Annotated in this window: 15 protein-coding genes; 5 read left to right on the top strand and 10 right to left on the bottom strand. The window is 64.7% G+C overall.

Annotation, left to right across the window (positions count from 1 at the left end):
- Positions 1-135: 135 nt before the first annotated feature.
- The 6 genes from ABZ909_RS35950 to ABZ909_RS35925 form a co-directional block, all read right to left on the bottom strand.
- Positions 136-1446, bottom strand: a complete 1311-nt coding sequence (locus tag ABZ909_RS35950; RefSeq protein ID WP_357009221.1) for a helix-turn-helix domain-containing protein — start codon at positions 1444-1446, stop codon at positions 136-138.
- Between the two features lie 153 nt (positions 1447-1599).
- Positions 1600-2286 (bottom strand): hypothetical protein, encoded by a 687-nt coding sequence (locus tag ABZ909_RS35945; RefSeq protein ID WP_357009038.1) that lies wholly within the window; start codon positions 2284-2286, stop codon positions 1600-1602.
- A gap of 747 nt (positions 2287-3033) precedes the next feature.
- On the bottom strand, positions 3034-3957 hold the full coding sequence (locus tag ABZ909_RS35940) for a diguanylate cyclase (protein WP_357009035.1): 924 nt from the start codon (positions 3955-3957) through the stop codon (positions 3034-3036).
- Between the two features lie 42 nt (positions 3958-3999).
- Positions 4000-4980: an alpha/beta hydrolase fold domain-containing protein gene (locus ABZ909_RS35935; protein WP_357009032.1), complete on the bottom strand. Its 981-nt coding sequence runs from the start codon at positions 4978-4980 to the stop codon at positions 4000-4002.
- Positions 4981-5820: 840 nt separating this feature from the next.
- Positions 5821-6084: a hypothetical protein gene (locus tag ABZ909_RS35930; protein ID WP_357009029.1), complete on the bottom strand. Its 264-nt coding sequence runs from the start codon at positions 6082-6084 to the stop codon at positions 5821-5823.
- A 288-nt stretch (positions 6085-6372) separates the two neighbouring features.
- Positions 6373-7644: a helix-turn-helix domain-containing protein gene (locus tag ABZ909_RS35925; protein WP_357009027.1), complete on the bottom strand. Its 1272-nt coding sequence runs from the start codon at positions 7642-7644 to the stop codon at positions 6373-6375.
- Between the two features lie 1051 nt (positions 7645-8695).
- On the opposite strand from ABZ909_RS35925, the gene ABZ909_RS35920 reads away from it, so the two are divergent.
- The gene (locus ABZ909_RS35920) at positions 8696-8911 is read left to right on the top strand and encodes a three-helix bundle dimerization domain-containing protein (RefSeq protein ID WP_357009024.1); all 216 of its coding nucleotides are present in this window, start codon (positions 8696-8698) and stop codon (positions 8909-8911) included.
- A 28-nt stretch (positions 8912-8939) separates the two neighbouring features.
- Here ABZ909_RS35920 and ABZ909_RS35915 read toward each other — a convergent pair whose 3' ends face one another.
- Positions 8940-9713 carry an SDR family oxidoreductase gene (locus ABZ909_RS35915; protein WP_357009021.1) on the bottom strand — a complete coding sequence of 258 codons (774 nt, stop codon included), beginning with the start codon at positions 9711-9713 and terminating at the stop codon, positions 8940-8942.
- A gap of 256 nt (positions 9714-9969) precedes the next feature.
- Between ABZ909_RS35915 and ABZ909_RS35910 the strand changes: the two genes are divergently transcribed.
- Together ABZ909_RS35910 and ABZ909_RS35905 are read left to right on the top strand one after the other, a co-directional pair.
- Entirely contained in the window at positions 9970-10428 is a 459-nt protein-coding gene (locus ABZ909_RS35910; protein ID WP_357009018.1) for an alpha/beta hydrolase, read from the top strand.
- The gene (locus ABZ909_RS35905) at positions 10425-12107 is read left to right on the top strand and encodes an FAD-dependent oxidoreductase (protein WP_357009016.1); all 1683 of its coding nucleotides are present in this window, start codon (positions 10425-10427) and stop codon (positions 12105-12107) included. Before ABZ909_RS35910 ends, ABZ909_RS35905 begins: the two co-directional genes overlap by 4 nt.
- A gap of 296 nt (positions 12108-12403) precedes the next feature.
- Here the strand turns inward: ABZ909_RS35905 and ABZ909_RS35900 are convergent, their stop codons facing one another.
- The gene (locus ABZ909_RS35900) at positions 12404-13984 is read right to left on the bottom strand and encodes a serine/threonine-protein kinase (RefSeq protein ID WP_357009014.1); all 1581 of its coding nucleotides are present in this window, start codon (positions 13982-13984) and stop codon (positions 12404-12406) included.
- A 185-nt stretch (positions 13985-14169) separates the two neighbouring features.
- On the opposite strand from ABZ909_RS35900, the gene ABZ909_RS35895 reads away from it, so the two are divergent.
- Positions 14170-14643, top strand: coding sequence for an NUDIX domain-containing protein (locus ABZ909_RS35895; protein ID WP_357009011.1), 474 nt, complete (start codon positions 14170-14172; stop codon positions 14641-14643).
- A gap of 442 nt (positions 14644-15085) precedes the next feature.
- Here ABZ909_RS35895 and ABZ909_RS35890 read toward each other — a convergent pair whose 3' ends face one another.
- The gene (locus ABZ909_RS35890) at positions 15086-15481 is read right to left on the bottom strand and encodes a hypothetical protein (protein ID WP_357009008.1); all 396 of its coding nucleotides are present in this window, start codon (positions 15479-15481) and stop codon (positions 15086-15088) included.
- Positions 15482-15880: 399 nt separating this feature from the next.
- On the opposite strand from ABZ909_RS35890, the gene ABZ909_RS35885 reads away from it, so the two are divergent.
- Entirely contained in the window at positions 15881-16306 is a 426-nt protein-coding gene (locus tag ABZ909_RS35885) for an SRPBCC family protein (protein WP_357009005.1), read from the top strand.
- A gap of 71 nt (positions 16307-16377) precedes the next feature.
- On the opposite strand, the gene ABZ909_RS35880 is transcribed toward ABZ909_RS35885, so the two are convergent.
- Positions 16378-17124 carry a DUF6390 family protein gene (locus tag ABZ909_RS35880; protein WP_357009218.1) on the bottom strand — a complete coding sequence of 249 codons (747 nt, stop codon included), beginning with the start codon at positions 17122-17124 and terminating at the stop codon, positions 16378-16380.
- Positions 17125-17239 lie beyond the last annotated feature (115 nt).

Below are 17239 nucleotides of genomic sequence, written 5' to 3'. Positions count from 1 at the left end.
GAGGTGCGGGCAAACTCAGCCTATGGCCGATTCGATCCAGGGGCCGAGTCGGCGCGGAATGGTCTGGGGCGCTTCACAGATCGGATCACCGACCGTTGGAGAAGAACACTATTGTCCGATAGCGGCCGTGCGCGGTCAGGCATGTCGCATCGGTGAGCTCCGCTGACCGCGTCGCTGCGGGCTGGTTTGGTAACTGCGAGCGACCAGCGCCGAACGCAGATACCACAGGCCCGACGGCTCGGTGGGGTCGAAACCGGTCAGCTGCCCGATCCGTTTCAACCGGTAGTCGATGGTGTTGGCGTGAATATGCAGCATTCGTGCCGTGCGGGCGCGGTGCAGGTTGTTGGCGATATGGACCTGCAACGTCTGCAGCAGCTCGGGATGTTCATCGAGCGGGTCGAGCATCCCGCCCAGATACTCCCGCCCAGGACCGGGGCGAGTCAGCTGATACTCGAGTGCGAGATCGTCGAATCGATACAGGCCCGGCTCACAGTGCAGCCGCGCCACCATATCCAACAGCTCGTGCGCCTGATCAGCGGCGTCAGGGATGGCATCCAGGGAGGCTTCGACCAGCGCCGCCGTGATCGGAGTCCGCGCGGCCCCGGACAACTCAGCGATCAATCGGGCAAAACCCTTGGCGTCGAACGAATCCGCCGGCAGCAGAATGGTTCCGCCATCGACGCTGAGCAGCGACAGTGCGGTGTCCTCGCACAGATCGGCGAGCCTGGCCTGCATCCGGCGCAGCTTGCGACGTGCCACCACCTTGCCGTCGATCAGTGGATTGCGCTCATCGTGGTGAGGCGGAATCGACACGGCCAGAACGACATAGGCGTCGAGGATCTCGATCCCGCACTCGCGTGCCATGGTCGAGGTCGACTTGCCGGCCAGCAGCGCGGAGGTCAAGGTATGTACCGCGGTGTGGTGCTCGCTGACCACAGCCCGCAGCTCACGCACGTACGCCTTGGAAATCGTGGTGGTCATGGTGTCGAGCATCTCGACGACGAGCCGGGTTCCGCTGAGCAGATTCTCGTAATCGGCAAAGGCGATCGGGCCTTCGCTCGCCGCATCGCGGGGCATGGCTCGCCGGGGCGCGGTGCCCGAGACGACGAGGTCCAAACCCATCAGGAAGCCTTCATGGATCGCATGCTGGATGGTGTCGATCGGAACGCCCTCCCGCGCCCACTGCGCCGCGGCGGCTTCGAGCTTCTTCGTCTGCGCGGGAATGTTCTGCCCATCCAGCATCGCGACCGCGAACTCCAAATTGGTACGCGTAATTGCGGTGATATCGCCACTGATGGCATCGCCGGGCAAAGTGCCGCACACCGCCACATTTTCGACGAAATAGTCGACCATCTGGCGTGCCAGGGAACGAACGTTGCGCAATGGCGATGACATCGGCTTCCCGGACAGTGTCAAACCAGCCCGGTGTGGAACATCGACGGTCATCGGCGCAGATCCTCTCCCGCTAACTCCTTGGATGCCCAAGATATCGAGCCGGGTTCGCGGGTTGGACAGTTTCCGCCACCTCCGTGACGCAGCGGATAAAACCTCCGAACTCTTTGGTAGATCTCACAAACACACTCAGGGCTCCCCGGCTCGCTACCGCCGCAGTCGATACGGCGTCATGGCGGCAATCTTCTTCTGACGTGCGCTCGCCCGCTCGACAAGGAGGTCCCTCAGCTCGGGAAGCGCCCGCAACGCCCACTCGTAAGGCGCGATCACGGCCTCAGGCTCTGCGGCAGCCTCGGACTCGAGCAGCGTGCCGTAGAGCTTCCGAATCAACGTGTGCTGACCGGACACATAGGCCGCCGTACGGGCAGCGCTCAACCCGCTGCGAGCGTCAGATGCCGCCCAATACCGTTGATCGCGCTCGGAAACAGGAATTTTGCGACACCCACCCAGCCACGCGGCCCCCGACAGCAGAACAGCTTCCGCGCGACCGCGATTGAACACAACGAGCGCTTCGGTATCGGCGGTCACCTCGCCTATACGGAAACGCCACTCCGCCCGCAAGGTCCTCGTGTCGACACCCTTCACGGTGTACGCCGCATTCAAAATCAAGATCTTTCTGTGAGATCGGCCATCGGTGAACTGCCTTGCGTCAACAGGGTTCTTCCTCCCGAAAACATCTGGTGCACAAAATGTTTGTTCACCAGAAATACGTGCGGACGGGTAGTGCTGGAACGTCGACGGCCCTCTCGCCGTGGCGAGCTGCACCTCGGGTACGCAGACGGTGGCTGCGGTCGATGGGACCACAGGAGGATCGAAGTTCAACAGCAGCATCATGGCTCGGCGTAACCAGTCGCAACCGCCACCCCAGGCTCTAGGCAGGTTCACAACCCACCGCCGATATCTTGCTGACTATGTCTCAACGGTCCCCGATGACGAGACCACCCGGGCATAGAACCGGGGGCGTTTCACGTTTCGGCAATAGACCGCGATGGCGGGTCCTCAGCCCTGCTGTTCCTTCCTGCCGAACTCGATCCTGATGACTTCGCAGGGGTCCGGGGGCGTGGGCTGGTGAGGAAGTCACGGATGTCGGCCACAGGGATGTCGAGATGTGTTGCAGGGCCGGTGGTCCGGTGTTCGAGCCAGTCGCTCAGTTCTCTGTGGTCGGTGTCGGTCAGCTCGTAGGGGCGGGCTTACTGGGTGGCCAGGTCGTAGACGAGTCGGGTTGCGGCGCCGTCGTCGTAGCCGAATTGCCATCCGGTGTTGGTCAGGTCGGCGCGGTCGGTGGGCAGCAGCAGCCCGCAGGGGTATCGAGGTATACCGCCAGGGAACCGCCGCGTTGTGCGGCGTTGTCGGCGACGATCGCGGTGGCCTATTCCCAGAGTGCGACACCGGATTTCGCCTTGCGCTCGGTCAGATACACCACCTGCTGCGACGACCTCGCGGACCGGCTGGGTGTGGGGGTGAGTTGTCCCGACCCCGTCGCCGCGAACCATCGGGTCGAGCCCGGGCATGAGTGCAGGCGGCTCTTTCTTTGGGGGGGTTGCACTCCGACGGGATCACGTGCCTGTGCTTCGGCTGGGGTCACTCGTTTGCTGGGGTGTCGAGGGCGCGGAGTACCCACTGGTTTTTGCCTCTGGTTTTGGCGTGGTAGAGCGCGCGGTCGGCAGCGTCGAGCAGGGCCGCGGCGGGGGTGTCGGCCACGGTTGTCACGGCTCCGATGCTGGCCGATATCCGTAGTTCGTACTCGCCGATGACGATCGGGGTGGCCAGTGCGGACAGCAGCCGGTCGGCGGCGGCGGTGACGCGAAGGTCGTCGGTCGGCGGTGGGACGAGGACAACGAATTCGTCGCCTCCGATGCGGGCAATCATGCCTTTGTCGGCGGGCAGGTTGTCGCGTAGGCGGGTAGCGACAGCGATGAGGAGTTGGTCGCCGATTCCGTGACCGTAGCGGTCGTTGATCTGTTTGAATCCGTCGAGATCGACGAAACACAGTCCTACTCGGTCGCGATCGGCGGCCGTAGTTGTGAGCGCCTCGATCCGTTCGAGAAGGTGGCGCCGGTTGGGTAGGCCGGTGAGTACATCGTGGCGCGCTTGCCGGTGCAGTTCGGCTTGTAGCCGGTGGCGCTCGGTCATGTCCTCTCCGACCGTGAGGAGATAGTCGGCCTGCCCATCCGATCCTTTCACGTAGGTGATGGCGAACGATGCCCATCCGGTGCTGCCGTCGGTGCAGATGAAGCGCTGCTCCAGTTTCGCGGTGCCTTCGCGCGTCGCGATCAGGGTGCCGGAAATCAGTGTGCGGATCTCGTCGTGGTCGTCGGGGTGGGCGAACTGAAAGACCGAGGTCCCGCGCAATGTTTCGACCGGGACGCCGATCATGGCGGCCAGGCCTGGGTTGGCGTCGAGGACAGTGCCCGCGGTGTCGGCGATGGCGATCGCGATTGCGGCGTTGTCGAAGATGATCCGGAACCGTTCCTCGCCTGCGCGGGACGCCTGCCGCTCAGGCACTCGTTCGGGTGAAGGGTATCGCTCCACGTCATCCGCCATATATCAGCCGGCGTCGGGAAGTGTGGTCGATGACATCGGGCCGGTCATCAGCTGCTGGTGGAACTGCCCGAGGTGATCGATCGCCGCGCGGGCATCCGAGAGCAGATCCGCGCCCATGTGGTGGACGTGGGAGGCGCGGTCCCAGATCTGCAGCAGCGTCGGTACCCGAGCTTCGGCGCAACGGCGGGCCAGCATCTGCGAGTCGGGTAGCAGGCATTCGGTGGAGCCGACCTGGATCAGGACCGGTGGCAGGCCGGTGAAATCACTGTTGACCGGTGACCAGGCAGGGTCGAGTTCGCTGTCGGCGGCGAAGCCCCGGCGTGCGATGAGCTCCAGAGCCTGGGCCGGAATATAGGAATCGAGATGCCGATTCGGGTGGGCGTCGCGCACGGTCGAGTCCAGATCGGCCCACGGTGCGATCGCGGAGATGCCGCCGGGCATCGGCAGCCCGCGCTCACGAGTCGCCAGCGCGAGCCGGAAAGCGAGCCCGCCGCCGGCCGAGTCACCGGAGATGATGATGCGCTCGGCCGCGAAGCCCTGTTCCAGCAGATACCGATACGATTCGACCGCGTCGTCGAGCGTTTCGGTCAGATGCGCCTTGGGCAACTGCCGGTAGTCGACACTGAACGCGGGCATCGCGCTGGCCTGCGCGATCTTGGCGACCATACGCCGGTGGGTGTTCAACCCGCCACACACGAACCCGCCGCCGTGGAAATACAGCAACGCCGAGTCCTGCCGTTGCTGCGGATCACGATCGTCGTGCCACAACCATTCCGCCCGGAACTTCTCGAAGCGCACCATCCGTCGTTTGGTGCCCTTCGGAGCAGACAGCGCCGCGGCCGGAAGATCGAGCAAGCCGCCGAGCCCCAGCAGGTGCCCGAATCGACCGTGGTCGACAACACGCACCCACGTCGCCAGCCCGAGCCCGACCGTGCCACGCAGCAGTGGTTCAGCGATTCTGGTGCCGAGACTGGCCCGATACAACCGCTGGATGGTCAGCGTTGACGCTGCTACCTGCAGGTCCGGCTCAGCCGAAGCCGACTCGCATCCAGCCCGGACACCAAGGCCGCCCGAGCGCTGGGCACACTTCGAACAGCATGGGATGGGTGCACGACCCCGGTTTTCTGCATGGCGCAACGTCGATCCTTCAGCAGCACTGCCTACAACTGACACCGGCCGATCCTCAACGAGTAGAGGCAGGTGCACAGCGGCAGAAATACCTGCAGGCATACCTGTATCGGCCGTCACGGTAGGGAAACACAAAGAAGTAGTCCATCACGTGAACCGGTTTCATCTGATCAGGAGTCCGAGTGCGGAGGCGTAAAGGCCATTTGATACTGCGGGCTTATGACGTCGACTCAGGGAAACTACGACGACGGCCCGTTTCGAGGTCCACGCCATTGTGGGCCGTCATCGGCGGCGTTGCCGGACGGCGGGGCTCGAGCACCCACACCTGAAACGGGCATTCCGGAAGAACTGGATCGGTATGCAGTTCCGATCGGTCTGTCATGCGCACGAACTGGAGGGTCCAAGGGCAAGGCCGAGCTCCGATCGACATGGTCGGTGCGCCGAGGCTGAATACAGCGGCAACGCCGCAGGTGCTAGTTCGTCGTGCCAGGCGTGCTGATCCCGGAGCGGCAGCGCTGAAACATGCTCCGGCCGATATCGGCGCTTAGCGGAATCAGCGGACTTGCTGACCAGTTCTTCAGCGTTGGGTTGCTGAGAGCCCCGGCCCTCTGCGACTGCGTCGCGTCAAACCAGTTGGTGGTGGTCGTTGGTTGACAGCTCGGATGCGAATGCAGCAGTGGGCGTGGGGTTTCAAGTTCACATCCATCGCCATTGTCGGCACTGCCGTTGCGGCGGAATGAGTTTGGCCCAGAAGTCGTGGCGTACTGCGTCCCACAACTTGTTCATTTTCGGAAGGAGTTCTCGCGCTTGGGCGAGATCCGGAAATTCTTTGGGGCCGAAGGATACAATCGGCGTGGCGTCGGATTCGTCGTGGACGGCGACGATGGAGATCAGGTCGTCCTGAAACAGCCGCCATGTCGCGCACAATCCGTCGGCTTCGGTTCGTCGCATATCATCCATGTTTTCGTTCCTGCTTGTGAATTTTGTTCCAGAGCGTTTCGACCGTTGTCGATGTCGACCTCCTGCTGATTCTGATTTCGCGAGTACTGACGGTCGGGTTGGGTGCAGGCATGGGGCGAAAACGCAGGCATGCCCCTAAATTCGCAATTCATAGGCGTAGCGGGTCTGTGAGTTCTGTGATTGGAAGCATCTGGTGGCGCTCCCCAGCGCAGGCGCCGCGGTGCTGCGGAGGGAACGGCGGACGCCGATCAGCCGGAGTAATTCCGTGCCCGCTCGACCGCACTCGGATCACCTGCGGTAAGTGTGGGCAACCAATGCCGAACGCAGGTGCCACAGCCCGCTCGCCTGGGTGGGATCGAACCCGGTGAGCTGACCGATCCGCTTGAGCCGGTGGTCCACGGTGTTGGCGTGTACGTGCAGTAGCCGCGCAGTGCGCTGGCGGTTCAGGTTGTGCGTGAGATGGACCTGCAGGGTTTCCAGCAGTTCTGGATGCTCGTCGAGCGGATCGAGCAGCGACCCGAGGTATTCGCGGGCGGGGCCGGGACGGGTGAGCTGGTATTCCAGGGCCAGATCGTCGAAGTGATACAGGCCCGGCACCGCCCGCAACCGGGTGACCATGTCGAGTAGTTGATGGGCTTGATCGGCAGCGGTAGGCACGGTGTCGGTGGGGGCGGTGACCACCGTGGCGGTGATAGGCACGCGGGCCGCACTGGACAGATGCCCGATCAGTCCGTTCAGGGCGCTCTCGGTGAAGTGGTCAGCAGGGATGAGCAGGGTGCCGCCGTCGATCGACAGCAGCGACAGCACGGCGTCGCCGCAGCGGGTGGCCAGCTCCGCCTGCACGCGCCGGAGTTTGCGGCGGGCAACGACTTTCGCGTCCAGCATCGGGTTGGACTCGTCCGGGTGGGGCGGAATGGCGAGGGCTACTACGCGATAGCGGTCGGAGATGTCGATGCCACATTCACGTGCCATGGTGGAGGTGGGATGTCCCCCGAGTAGCGCCGAGGTGAGCGTGTGCACCGCGGTGTGGTGCTCGGACACGACCGCGCGCAGTTCGCGCACATAGGCCATCGAGACCGCCGTGGTCATGGTGTCGAGCATTTCGACGACGAGTTTGGCGCTGTCGAGGATGCTTTGATAGTCGGCCGTGCGGAGGGTGAGCATCGCCTCCGGCTCGGCCGAGCCGGAGGCATGCTGCTGGGCCAAGGCGGCGGACACCACTAGGTCGAAGCCGATCTTGAAGCCCTCGTGGATGGCGTGGTGAATGGTGTCGATGGGCACGCCTTCGCGGGCCCATTGACACGCAGCATTCTGGAGCTGCTCGGTCTTCTCTGGAATGTTGCTGCCGTCCAGCATGCTGACTGCCAGTTCCAAGCACACGCGGGTGATGATGGTGATGTCGCCGTGGATCGCGTCGCCGGGCAAGGTGCCGCACGGGGCGACGGTTTCGACGAAATGCCTGACCATCTGCCGTGACAGGGCCCGCACATCTTTCAGTGGCCACGATATGGGCCGACCGGATACGGTGAGTCCCTGTCGGCGTGGAGCGGTGATGGACATAGTCGAACTTCCTTCCCTCCCCGTTAACTGCACTATTGCACCAGCGTAGCCAGAACAAGATTCTCGAGAACCGTTTACTCCGAGTTACGTGATATTTGGAGGAGTGGTCGACAACTGATAGTGACAGTTCACAATGGCGGTCGGCTAGAGCTGCGACGGATGGGCCGAGATGCCGACGAGCAGCCCGTCGAACACGATCCGGGGAACGCGCCGAAACGAGCGCCATCGACGAAATCGACGGTGTGGATCCCACACTTCTCAGGTGCGCATCCAAGCCGTCTCCGCATCAGGAACGGGGTGGCTATGGCTCTGCGCTTCTCGGCTTGGCTGTACGGCGGGGCAGAAATTTCGTTTCCCTAATCAAGAACCCGATAGTCTGGCGCTTTCCATCTGGGCCATCGATAGAGATATTTCACAACCGGATTCGCCTTCGTCGGATTCTCGAGGCGAGTAAGCGCTTCGGTCCGAAAACCGCATAGGTGGCTCATTTCGGCTCCCCTACTTGCGTTTTAGTCACGCATCAGAACGACCACCCACCCCAGCGACGGGCGTGGGTATCGCTCGGGCCACCGCCGGCCGCACCGCGCTGGCCGGTTCGGACAGCGCGGGACGCGGCTATGAGCGGATGTCCAGTGGGCACCCGATTCCCGCACCGAGAGCTCCCTCTGGACGGGGGCCCACCATCTGCCTACGTCGTGGGTGACCAGCAGCGAATCGCTTGCAACAATCGAAGTTTCAATCCGTGGCGATACCTGGGCCCATTGGGCACCGACCGCCAAGATGACCGACCGCATCCTCGCCGTGCTCGAAACCCGTTGCGGGAACAGCATTCTCTTCCATGACGTCTCCCGATTCGGCGATGCCCCGAGCATCGCGCACGGGCACCCCGGCCACAGAGAACAACGTCATCCCTCGACGGGCCATCCTCCCCCACCCGCGCGATGCCCGATACCGCGAACCACACACCGGTCATCAACAGTGTCGGACTTCCCGACCGATTAGGGCACAACGCCCCTTCAAAGCCCATACGTCGCGGACCGACCATTTCTGCATGCGCAACGACGAGGCCACTCAGATCCGATTCGTGCGGGACCGGCTCACCGAGCACTATCCGCAGGTGTCACCGGGCATCATCGCCGAGATCATCGCCCGGGCCCAGGCAGCGCTGACCGACGCGAGGGTGCGCACATTCGTGCCCCTGCTCGTCGAACGCCGAGCGCGCATCGAACTGTCCGCTGTCACCTCCGGCGCGATCCTGACCCTGTAGTTCCGCCCGCTATCGGTCGGTGCGGCCCTCAGACCGTGTAGCCGCCGTCGACGTCCAGTGTCTGGCCGGAGATGAAGTCCGCTCGGTCCGAGGCGAGGAATGCGACCGCTTCCGCGATGTCGTCCGCATTCCCGAAGCGGCGCAATGGAATATTGCGCCGGGCGACGTCGAGCGCGGTTCGATCGAGGTCGCCGGAATTGATCAGGCGTTCGGCCATCCCGTCGGTCAGCATGCCCGGACCCACACAGTTGACGCGGATGCCGTAGCGACCCTCCTCGGCCGCCAGACCGCGGGCGACGGCTTCCACGGCGCCCTTGGTGCCGGCGGAAAGCCCGTCCCGGACCGGGTAACGTCGCGTTGCGGCGGTGGTCACCGCGACGACGGAGCCGTGCGACCGGCGTAGCAGCGGCAGCGTGGCGTGCAACAGGTTGAAGAACGCCGCGGCATCGGCATTCAACTGCTCCCGGTATTGCTCCGGCGACACGCTGCTCAGATGAACCATCGGGACATGGGGTCCGGCGGCGTAGACCACGGTGTGCAGACTGCCGAATCGCTGCTCGAACAGCGCGACGATATCCGCGACCGCACTCGGATCGGAGAGATCCAGCGCCCAGGCGCAGCATGAACGTCCGCCCCGCTCAACATCTTTCGTCAGCAGCTCGGCCGCGTCTCGATTCGCGCGATAGGTGAGTCCGATATCGCTGCCCCGTTGCGCCAGCAGGCGGACGACCGCGGCACCTATCCCGCCGGTGCCACCCGCGACCAGCGCGGCACCGTCGCGTCCCCGGAAGTCATCGCTCACCGCTTCTCCCTCAACCAAGCAACTGCTTGGTCATACTAGCCTGCATTCGATCCACCGGCTCTGGAACCACCATCACGGCCCTGCGGACGCGCCGAGGCGGCCTACCGCAAACAGGTGAGGCAGCCCCGTCGAACGCTGATTGCACGAGTTCGCGATGCCGGAGTTCCGGCGGCCGCGCAAAATGGGTATTCCAGGATGGCTGCGGTGAAAGGCGGTGTCCGTGCATTCCGAGCCGTTGGGAGGCCGGAGCGAACCGATGCGGCGTGCACTGGCGGTGCTGCGAGGCGCGAGTAGACACGGCACCGGCTGGACTTGTTCGCAGGGATATCTCGATGTCTTCTTCACCCCCTCCCCCGCCAGCCGGAAAGCTGGTCAGGAAACCCTCGGCCGCATCTACGGCCGCACCACCGACACCGACCGGCCCACCTCTTGGGAGACCCGGCAGGCGCAGTGCGATGCCGTGTGCGAGTGGGGTATTCCCGATCACGCGGCGCTGCAACGGGTCAGTGCGATAACGCATCCGGTGTTCATCGCCAACGGCGACAGCGATCCGATGATCCTGCCCTACTTCTCGTACCTGCTCGCCGGGCTGATTCCGCAGGCGCGGATCAAGATCTACCCCGATTCAGCGCACGGATTCTTCTTCCAGCACGCCCGGGAATTCGCCGCCGACGTCGGCGACTTCCTCTGCGACAACGACGGGTCGACCCCATGACCCCTGCCGCGCCCGCGCACGACCCCGAAGGTGACCGCTTCCCCATCCTGTCCGATGAACAGCTCGAGCGGGTGCGCGGATACGGCAGCGTCGAGGTCGTGCAGGCGGGTGCGGTGCTGTACGGGACCGGGCAGCGGACCTACGACTTCATCGTGCTGACCACCGCCGCCGCGGAGATAGTCCGGCAGGCGACCACGGATCTGCCCGAGGCGCTGGTGGTTTCGTGCACGCCGGGTCAGTTCCTGGGCGAGCTGAACCTGCTCACCGGGCAGTCGGTATATCTGACCGCGCGTGTCACCGCCGCAGGCTCGATCATCCGGATCGACCCGGCCGCGTTCCGCCGGCTGATGGACGAGGACACCGAACTGTCGGACCTCATCCTCACCGCATTCCTGGCCCGCCGCAGCGAACTCCAGTCCGGCGACGCCGCGCTCAGCGTGCGCATGCTCGGCAGCGAACTGTCACGCGAGTCCCTGGCGCTGCGTTCCTGGGCCGCGCATGCACGCATCGCCTATACCTGGTTCGACATCGACAGCACCGCGGGCACAGCGCTCGCGCGGACGATCGGTGTCACCGCCGAACGGCTGCCCGCAGCGGTGACGCCGACCGGGGTGATCACCGACGCGAGTCCGGCCAAGGTCGCCGCAGCGCTCGGCCTCGCGTATTCGGCCGAATCCGAACCCGATTCGGCCGCAACGGATCTGATCATCGTGGGGGCCGGGCCCGCAGGGTTGGCCGCAGCCGTCTACGGCGCCTCCGAAGGGCTGCGCACGGTCGTGTTCGACGCGGTCGGGGTCGGCGGACAGGCCAGTTCCAGCTCCCGCATCGAGAACTATCTCGGCTTCGAGCACGGCATCAGCGGCGCGGACCTCACCGGCCGGGCCATGGTGCAGGCGCAGAAGTTCGGCGCCTCCCTGAACACTCCGTGCAGGGTCGTCTCGGTGCGACGCACCGGCGCGCTGTTCGAGGTGACGCTGTCCGACGGCGCCGTCGCCTACTCGCGGGCGGTCATTCTCGCCGGAGGCGTGAAGTACCGGGCGCTGGATCTCCCACGGTGGACGGACTTCGAAGGGCGCGGAATCTATTACGCGGCCACCGAAATCGAGGCCCGAACCTGCTCCTGCACCCCGGTGGCGGTGATCGGCGGCGCGAACTCGGCCGGACAGGCCGCGCTGTTCCTGGCCGGCCGCGGGTGCATGGTCGCCCTCGTAGTCCGATCGGGAGACCTGTCCGCCGGGATGTCGAGCTACCTCGCCCACCGCATCGAGGCCAACCCCGCGATCGACGTCCGGCTCGGCACCCAGGTCACCGCGCTGCACGGCGACGATCGACTGGCAGCGATCACCGTGTCCGGCAAGGACTCACCCGAACCGCAGCGATTCCCGTGCTCCGGCCTGTTCTGTTTCATCGGAGCCGACCCCGAGACCGCCTGGCTCTCCGACATCCGCCTCGACTCCGACGGATTCGTTCTCACCGACATCGCGCTCGGCCCCGGCGCCGCGGAAGACATGTGGGACACGCTGGGTCGCGGACCCCTCCCGTTCGAGACCAGCGTGCCGGGCATCTTCGCGGTCGGCGACATGCGCGCCGGATCGATGAAGCGCATCGCCGCCGCCGTCGGCGACGGTGCCGGTAGCGTCCGGTCCGTGCACGAATTCATCGGCCTCGCCGGCATGTGATCGAAACCGTGGCGTGGCGTCACGACCGATCCGATCGGCGCGGTACGTAGGCCGCGATGACCGGCAACGAACTGGGCGAGTTTCGGCGCGGAAGAGGCCGCCGTACTCACCGGGGTGACATATCGATTACGCACTCCTTGGACGTTCGCCGAGACGGTTGAACCCGACCTTCACCAATGGTTCTATGCCGGACAGGGACGGTCTCGAGCAGCGAACGACCTTACACGCCAGCAGAATTGGATCAGTTCGCAGCACTCGGACACGCTGGATCGGGCCGTGCCTACGATCTGCGGCGGCTAGCGGATCGGCACTGTCACGCCGGGTGATGATGGCTCCCCGTGCAGGATCAGATAGCTCGGAGTGACGTCTTTCTTTTTGCCCATATCGTCATTCTTGTTGCCTTTTTTATCGGGGAGTTCGAAGGCCAGAGGAATCGTGGTAGTGGTGCCAGGAGCGAGCTGGTGGGACTCGCCGTTGTACGGGTGAAGCCTCGCTGTGGCGGTTGCATCGGGGGCTACCGAGCGGCCGTCGACGGTGATCAGGCGCTGAGCGGCGATGGTGAACAGTTGCTGATGTCCGGATATGTTCGTGACCGTCAGTGTCACGATGGTGTAGAAGCGGTCTGCATTCGCCGGGGCGGTGATAAGTACTCCGGAAACCACGTCGCTCACGGTGAAGGCGAAACTGCCGTCGTACACCGTGTGCGCCGGGTCTGCGGGCTGACCGCCGATCGTGGACGGCGGCGGACCGGACGCTGTTGTCGCCGAGGAAGAGGGCTGCGCCGGGATGTTCGCACCTGGGCCCGACCCGGTATCGAGGCCGCTGGTAAACAGCCACACAATCACCGCACCGATGAGTGCAATCCCGGCCGCCGCCAATATCCATCTGGGTCCCAAAGGATTTCGTCGTGGATTGGAATGTGCGGCAGGGGCAGGTGAGGATGCGTGGGGCGCGTGCGTCACCGGGCGAGTCGCCGCCGGACCGGTGGCAGTGATGACGCGGGTCGGCGGGCTGGGGCCGGGGGCTGCCGAGTCCAGGATCGGTGGGGGCGGTCGTGCCGGTGCAGGCAGGTCCAGGGCGGCTCGCGCGGCAGCGGCGAATTCTCCCGCGCTTGCGTAGCGATTGTCCGGGTTCTTGGCCATGCCGCGGGCGATGACACCGTCGAGCGCGGGCGGGACAGCAGGGGCAGACTGCGAGGCGTGCGGTGGTTCGGACATCAAATGCGCGTGCATCTGCTGTGCCGGGTTGCCGCTGAAGGGCGGCTGCCGGGTGAGGGCTTCGTAGAGAACACAGGCCAGTGAATAGATATCGGAGCGCGCGTCGAGCGTGCCGGTGAACCGCTCCGGTGCCATATATTCCAACGTACCCACGACCAGACCGGTGGCTGTGAGTGCGGTGCTGTCGGCGGCGCGGGCGATACCGAAGTCGATCAGGTACACGAAACCGGTGGTGTGCTCGAGGATGTTGCCCGGCTTGACATCCCGATGGATAAGTCCCACCGCGTGTGCGGCATCCAGCGCCTCGGCCGCCTGGGCGATGACCTCCACAGCCCGAGCCGGAGCCATGGTGCCTGACCGCAGGCGCGCGGCCAGGTCGATGCCTTCGATGTAGGCCATCTCCAGGAACAGGTGCCCGTCGATTTCACCGAAGGCGCGTATGGGCACGATATGCGGGTGGTGCAGCTGAGCCCCCAACCGAGCCTCTCGCTCGAAGCGACGCCGATAGCTCTGATCTGCCGAGTTCGCGGCAGACAACACCTTCACGGCTACGGTGCTGCCGGTACGGTTGCGCGCCAGCCATACCTCGCCCATGCCGCCACTCCCCAGCAAGCGTTCGAGACGATAGGTCCCGAACGAGCCGCCGTGCCGCCCGGACATGCTCTGACCGTACCCCCGGAACAGACCGCTGCACGACCGCGACGGCACCGGGTGTACACCAGCGCCCGCTACCGGATGCCCTATCGCAGCGATGACCCTGGGGAAAACTTGACAGACGTGGAATCTGAGTATGGATATGAAACGGGTTGTCGATGCGACCGCCTACTCACAAGGATCGGAATTCAATGGGCTCACGGCGTGACTACTACAACGACCCGAACGCGCCCAAAGCGAACAGCTTGGTCCCTGGCGGCTCTGCGCTTGTCGTAGATTCCGAGGGCAGGGTATTGATGCAGCGCCGAGGCGATTCCGGCAACTGGTCTCTACCGGGTGGAATTATGGAGATCGGTGAGACGCTAGAGCAATGCGTAATCCGGGAGACCAAGGAAGAGACCAGGCTGGACATTGAGATCACCGGGCTACTCGGTATCTATACGGACCCGGAACACATAATCGAATACGCGGATGGCGAGGTCCGGCAAGAGTTTGCCATTACGTATTACGGCAAGGTGATCGGTGGTCAGATCGAGGTCAGTAGTGAGTCAACCTCGGTCTGCTTCCTCGGCTTGGACGAGCTCGAGACGCTGCGGGTACATGACACGGTCCGGCTGCGACTCCGGCATCATGCCGAGCACCGGACAGAGCCGTATCTAGGCTAGACGGCGAGATCCGGCTATCCGAGCATCTTGCCGATGTCCCGGGGCGCTGGTGGGGGCAGTGTCAACGGTGACACGCGCGTTCTCGACAGCGCGCTTCGCGAGGACCCCTCGGCCAACAGCATCCGTCCCGGGGTTCTTTTGCATCATCGATGTGGTGTGTGGGCGATCAGACGTGAGGCGTTCGGCCCGGAGATGAATGTCCGTCTCTGGTGGACATTTTGGGTAGCTCGCTTACCAATTGCCCGCCCATTCGCGCTCTGATCAGGGTGTCTTTCGTTGCGCCGGTTGGTAATCGGTGGGCCAATGAGCCCTTCCGAGTAGCGGCTATCGACTGCGGCTTGCTGGTTGCATGGTGAATCTGTTGCTTGACGGGTGGCGATGGTGGTGTATTTCCGCTACTGGCGGCGGCATTCGCTGCTCGGGCCGCGCTGAGCTACCAGTGTCAGGTCTCCAGTCCGGTCAGCAGGCGCGCGATGTCGACACCCGTGGTCAGGTAGTCGACGAAGGTTGGGTTGTTCAGGGCGTACTTTGATCTGCGGTAACGGACCAGAAAAATGGCGTCGTCGATCGAGTAGCCGAGGTGATGCAGGGCCTGAGCGGTGACCAGGCCGGAGCGGTTATAGCCGGCATGGCACCGGACGAGCACGCGTTTGCCGTCGATCACCGCCGCCCAGGCGATGTCAGCCAGGCGGCTCACGTCGGCGAGTTGGTCCGAGGTCAGCGGGCCGTCGGGCATGTGCGCGATGTGGTGCTGCACCCCGGGGTCGGGGCCGTGCCCGGCTCGGGAGTACAGGCTGATCACGACATCGAATTCGTTCGTGACGACCACCGGGACCACTTGCCCACTCTCGTCTCGCCGATGATGGCCGCCCATGAACAATCCGGGAACGATCTCGTTCCACGGTGTCTCGGCGAATTGCGCTCCTGGGCCTGGGTTTTTGATCCGCACCGCTGTGTACCTCTCGGGAGCCCGGCCTGTGGCCGGGGATCACACCTTCATGGTGTCGACCATACTCAGCACAGTGGTTCACTGAACTCTTACGAGTAGCTGCTGTCGGCGGGCGCTTATCGGATGTGTGCCGACGTCGGGGATGTGTTGCGGTGTAACGAGAAACGCGGTACCCCGTGTTATGAAGTGGTCCTACCACATATCAACTTCAGCAGAGGGTTCCGCGCCAGATGAGTGTGTCATATGTTGCCGTGCTTGCCATCCCGGCCTGACCGCTAGAGTTCGAGAATGCCGGAAAAGATTCTCCGTAACACGTTCACCGTCCCTGCTCCCGTGGAAGCGGCCTTCGAGCATCTGATCCGGCCCGAGAACTACATCGGTCTGTCGCCGCTGGTCGTGGCGGTCGAGGACGTCCAGGAGGGCTCGTATGTAGCCGTCGAACGGTTCCGGCTCCTCGGGCTGAAATACGACAACCGCATCCGGGTGTCGCTTCAGGGGACACCCGGCAAGGCGGTGTGGGGTGAGGTCGAGAGCCCCGGCGGCGTTCACATGGCCTACCGCTTCGAGTTCACCGCCGACTCGGAGGGCACACGTATCGAGGACGAGCTCCAACTCCGCACCCCAATTGGATTGACGGCCTTCGCCTCCGGCCAGGCCCGCAAGGTCCAGCTGGCCCGCGCCACGATCCTGGCCGAGCGCCTCGGCCGACTCTGATCAGGTCCCAGTTGCGCTGACACTCATCGAATTTCGACGGAGGCCGACGTGGCCGAGGTCCGGGTGGGAATTCACCCGTCCGGCCTCGAGCCCACCGTCGCGGCGGAACGGTCGAACGCCAGCCGCTCGTTGGTCACCCTGATCTGGCGCACGGTCGTGGTAGCGAGCGCGGCGGCTTGCGAGGGTGACAGCCGCCCGCACAGGTGATTCCAGTGCACCGCGAGGATGTCGCCGACCTCGACGTCCGGCACGGCGGCGTACCCGTCCTGCCAGACGGACAGGTTCCGGTCCGCTGTCCTGGACAGGCCCAGGCTCAGGCCATTCCAGCTCAACCGGCGGGACCGGACCAGAACCTGCGAGCCGCTCCGGTCGATCACTCGCGCCCAGCTGATCCGGCAGTCGTCGAGAATGCGCAGAGCCGGGCCTGCACCCGCCGCATCGAGCAGCCGGGACCAGGGATAGACGCCGAGCACGTGGAAGCCGTGGTTGGGGGCGGCCTCCGCGGCCAGACGGTCGCCCAGGTGCGCCCAATACTGTCCGGCGACCGGCCCGATGCGTGCGAGCAGCGCGCCGCCGAACTCGGCCGGATCCAGCGCCGCGCCGACTCCGCCACCGAGCCAATAGGATTCGACGAGCCGGGCGTCGAGTGGATCCTCGATCCCGGTGAGCGCGGCCATCACGCACAGGTACGGCCACGCTCCGGAGAACAGCGGTGCCGTCGCCCGCACGGCCGCGCTCGACCCGCCACGCAGCCCGGCGGCGTCGGGCGGCCCGCAGTAGCCGAGCGCGTTCGGCGCGTAGGCGTAGCGCGCGAACATCTCGGTCCCGTCGATGCGGACCGGGTCCATATCCATGCGGACCGGGTCCATGTCCATCCGGTCCGGGCCCATGCCCACCATGACGTCACCTCCCGGCATCCCGGCGGCGGGCGAA

This window comes from Nocardia sp. NPDC046763 (assembly GCF_040645495.1).
In the GTDB taxonomy this organism is placed as follows: domain Bacteria; phylum Actinomycetota; class Actinomycetes; order Mycobacteriales; family Mycobacteriaceae; genus Nocardia.
The sequence above is the reverse complement of the archived record's forward strand: the minus strand, read 5'-3'. Positions and strand labels throughout refer to the sequence as shown.

What these genes read in the sequence shown, in the direction of transcription:
- ABZ909_RS35885 (WP_357009005.1), top strand. Translation starts at nt 15,881, where the DNA reads ATGCCGGAAAAGATTCTCCGTAACACGTTCACCGTCCCTGCTCCCGTG.
- ABZ909_RS35910 (WP_357009018.1), top strand. Translation starts at nt 9,970, where the DNA reads ATGCGGCGTGCACTGGCGGTGCTGCGAGGCGCGAGTAGACACGGCACC.
- ABZ909_RS35950 (WP_357009221.1), bottom strand. Translation starts at nt 1,446, where the DNA reads ATGACCGTCGATGTTCCACACCGGGCTGGTTTGACACTGTCCGGGAAG.
- ABZ909_RS35895 (WP_357009011.1), top strand. Translation starts at nt 14,170, where the DNA reads ATGGGCTCACGGCGTGACTACTACAACGACCCGAACGCGCCCAAAGCG.
- ABZ909_RS35925 (WP_357009027.1), bottom strand. Translation starts at nt 7,644, where the DNA reads ATGTCCATCACCGCTCCACGCCGACAGGGACTCACCGTATCCGGTCGG.
- ABZ909_RS35905 (WP_357009016.1), top strand. Translation starts at nt 10,425, where the DNA reads ATGACCCCTGCCGCGCCCGCGCACGACCCCGAAGGTGACCGCTTCCCC.
- ABZ909_RS35920 (WP_357009024.1), top strand. Translation starts at nt 8,696, where the DNA reads ATGCGCAACGACGAGGCCACTCAGATCCGATTCGTGCGGGACCGGCTC.
- ABZ909_RS35900 (WP_357009014.1), bottom strand. Translation starts at nt 13,984, where the DNA reads ATGTCCGGGCGGCACGGCGGCTCGTTCGGGACCTATCGTCTCGAACGC.
- ABZ909_RS35945 (WP_357009038.1), bottom strand. Translation starts at nt 2,286, where the DNA reads ATGATGCTGCTGTTGAACTTCGATCCTCCTGTGGTCCCATCGACCGCA.
- ABZ909_RS35930 (WP_357009029.1), bottom strand. Translation starts at nt 6,084, where the DNA reads ATGGATGATATGCGACGAACCGAAGCCGACGGATTGTGCGCGACATGG.
- ABZ909_RS35880 (WP_357009218.1), bottom strand. Translation starts at nt 17,124, where the DNA reads ATGTTCGCGCGCTACGCCTACGCGCCGAACGCGCTCGGCTACTGCGGG.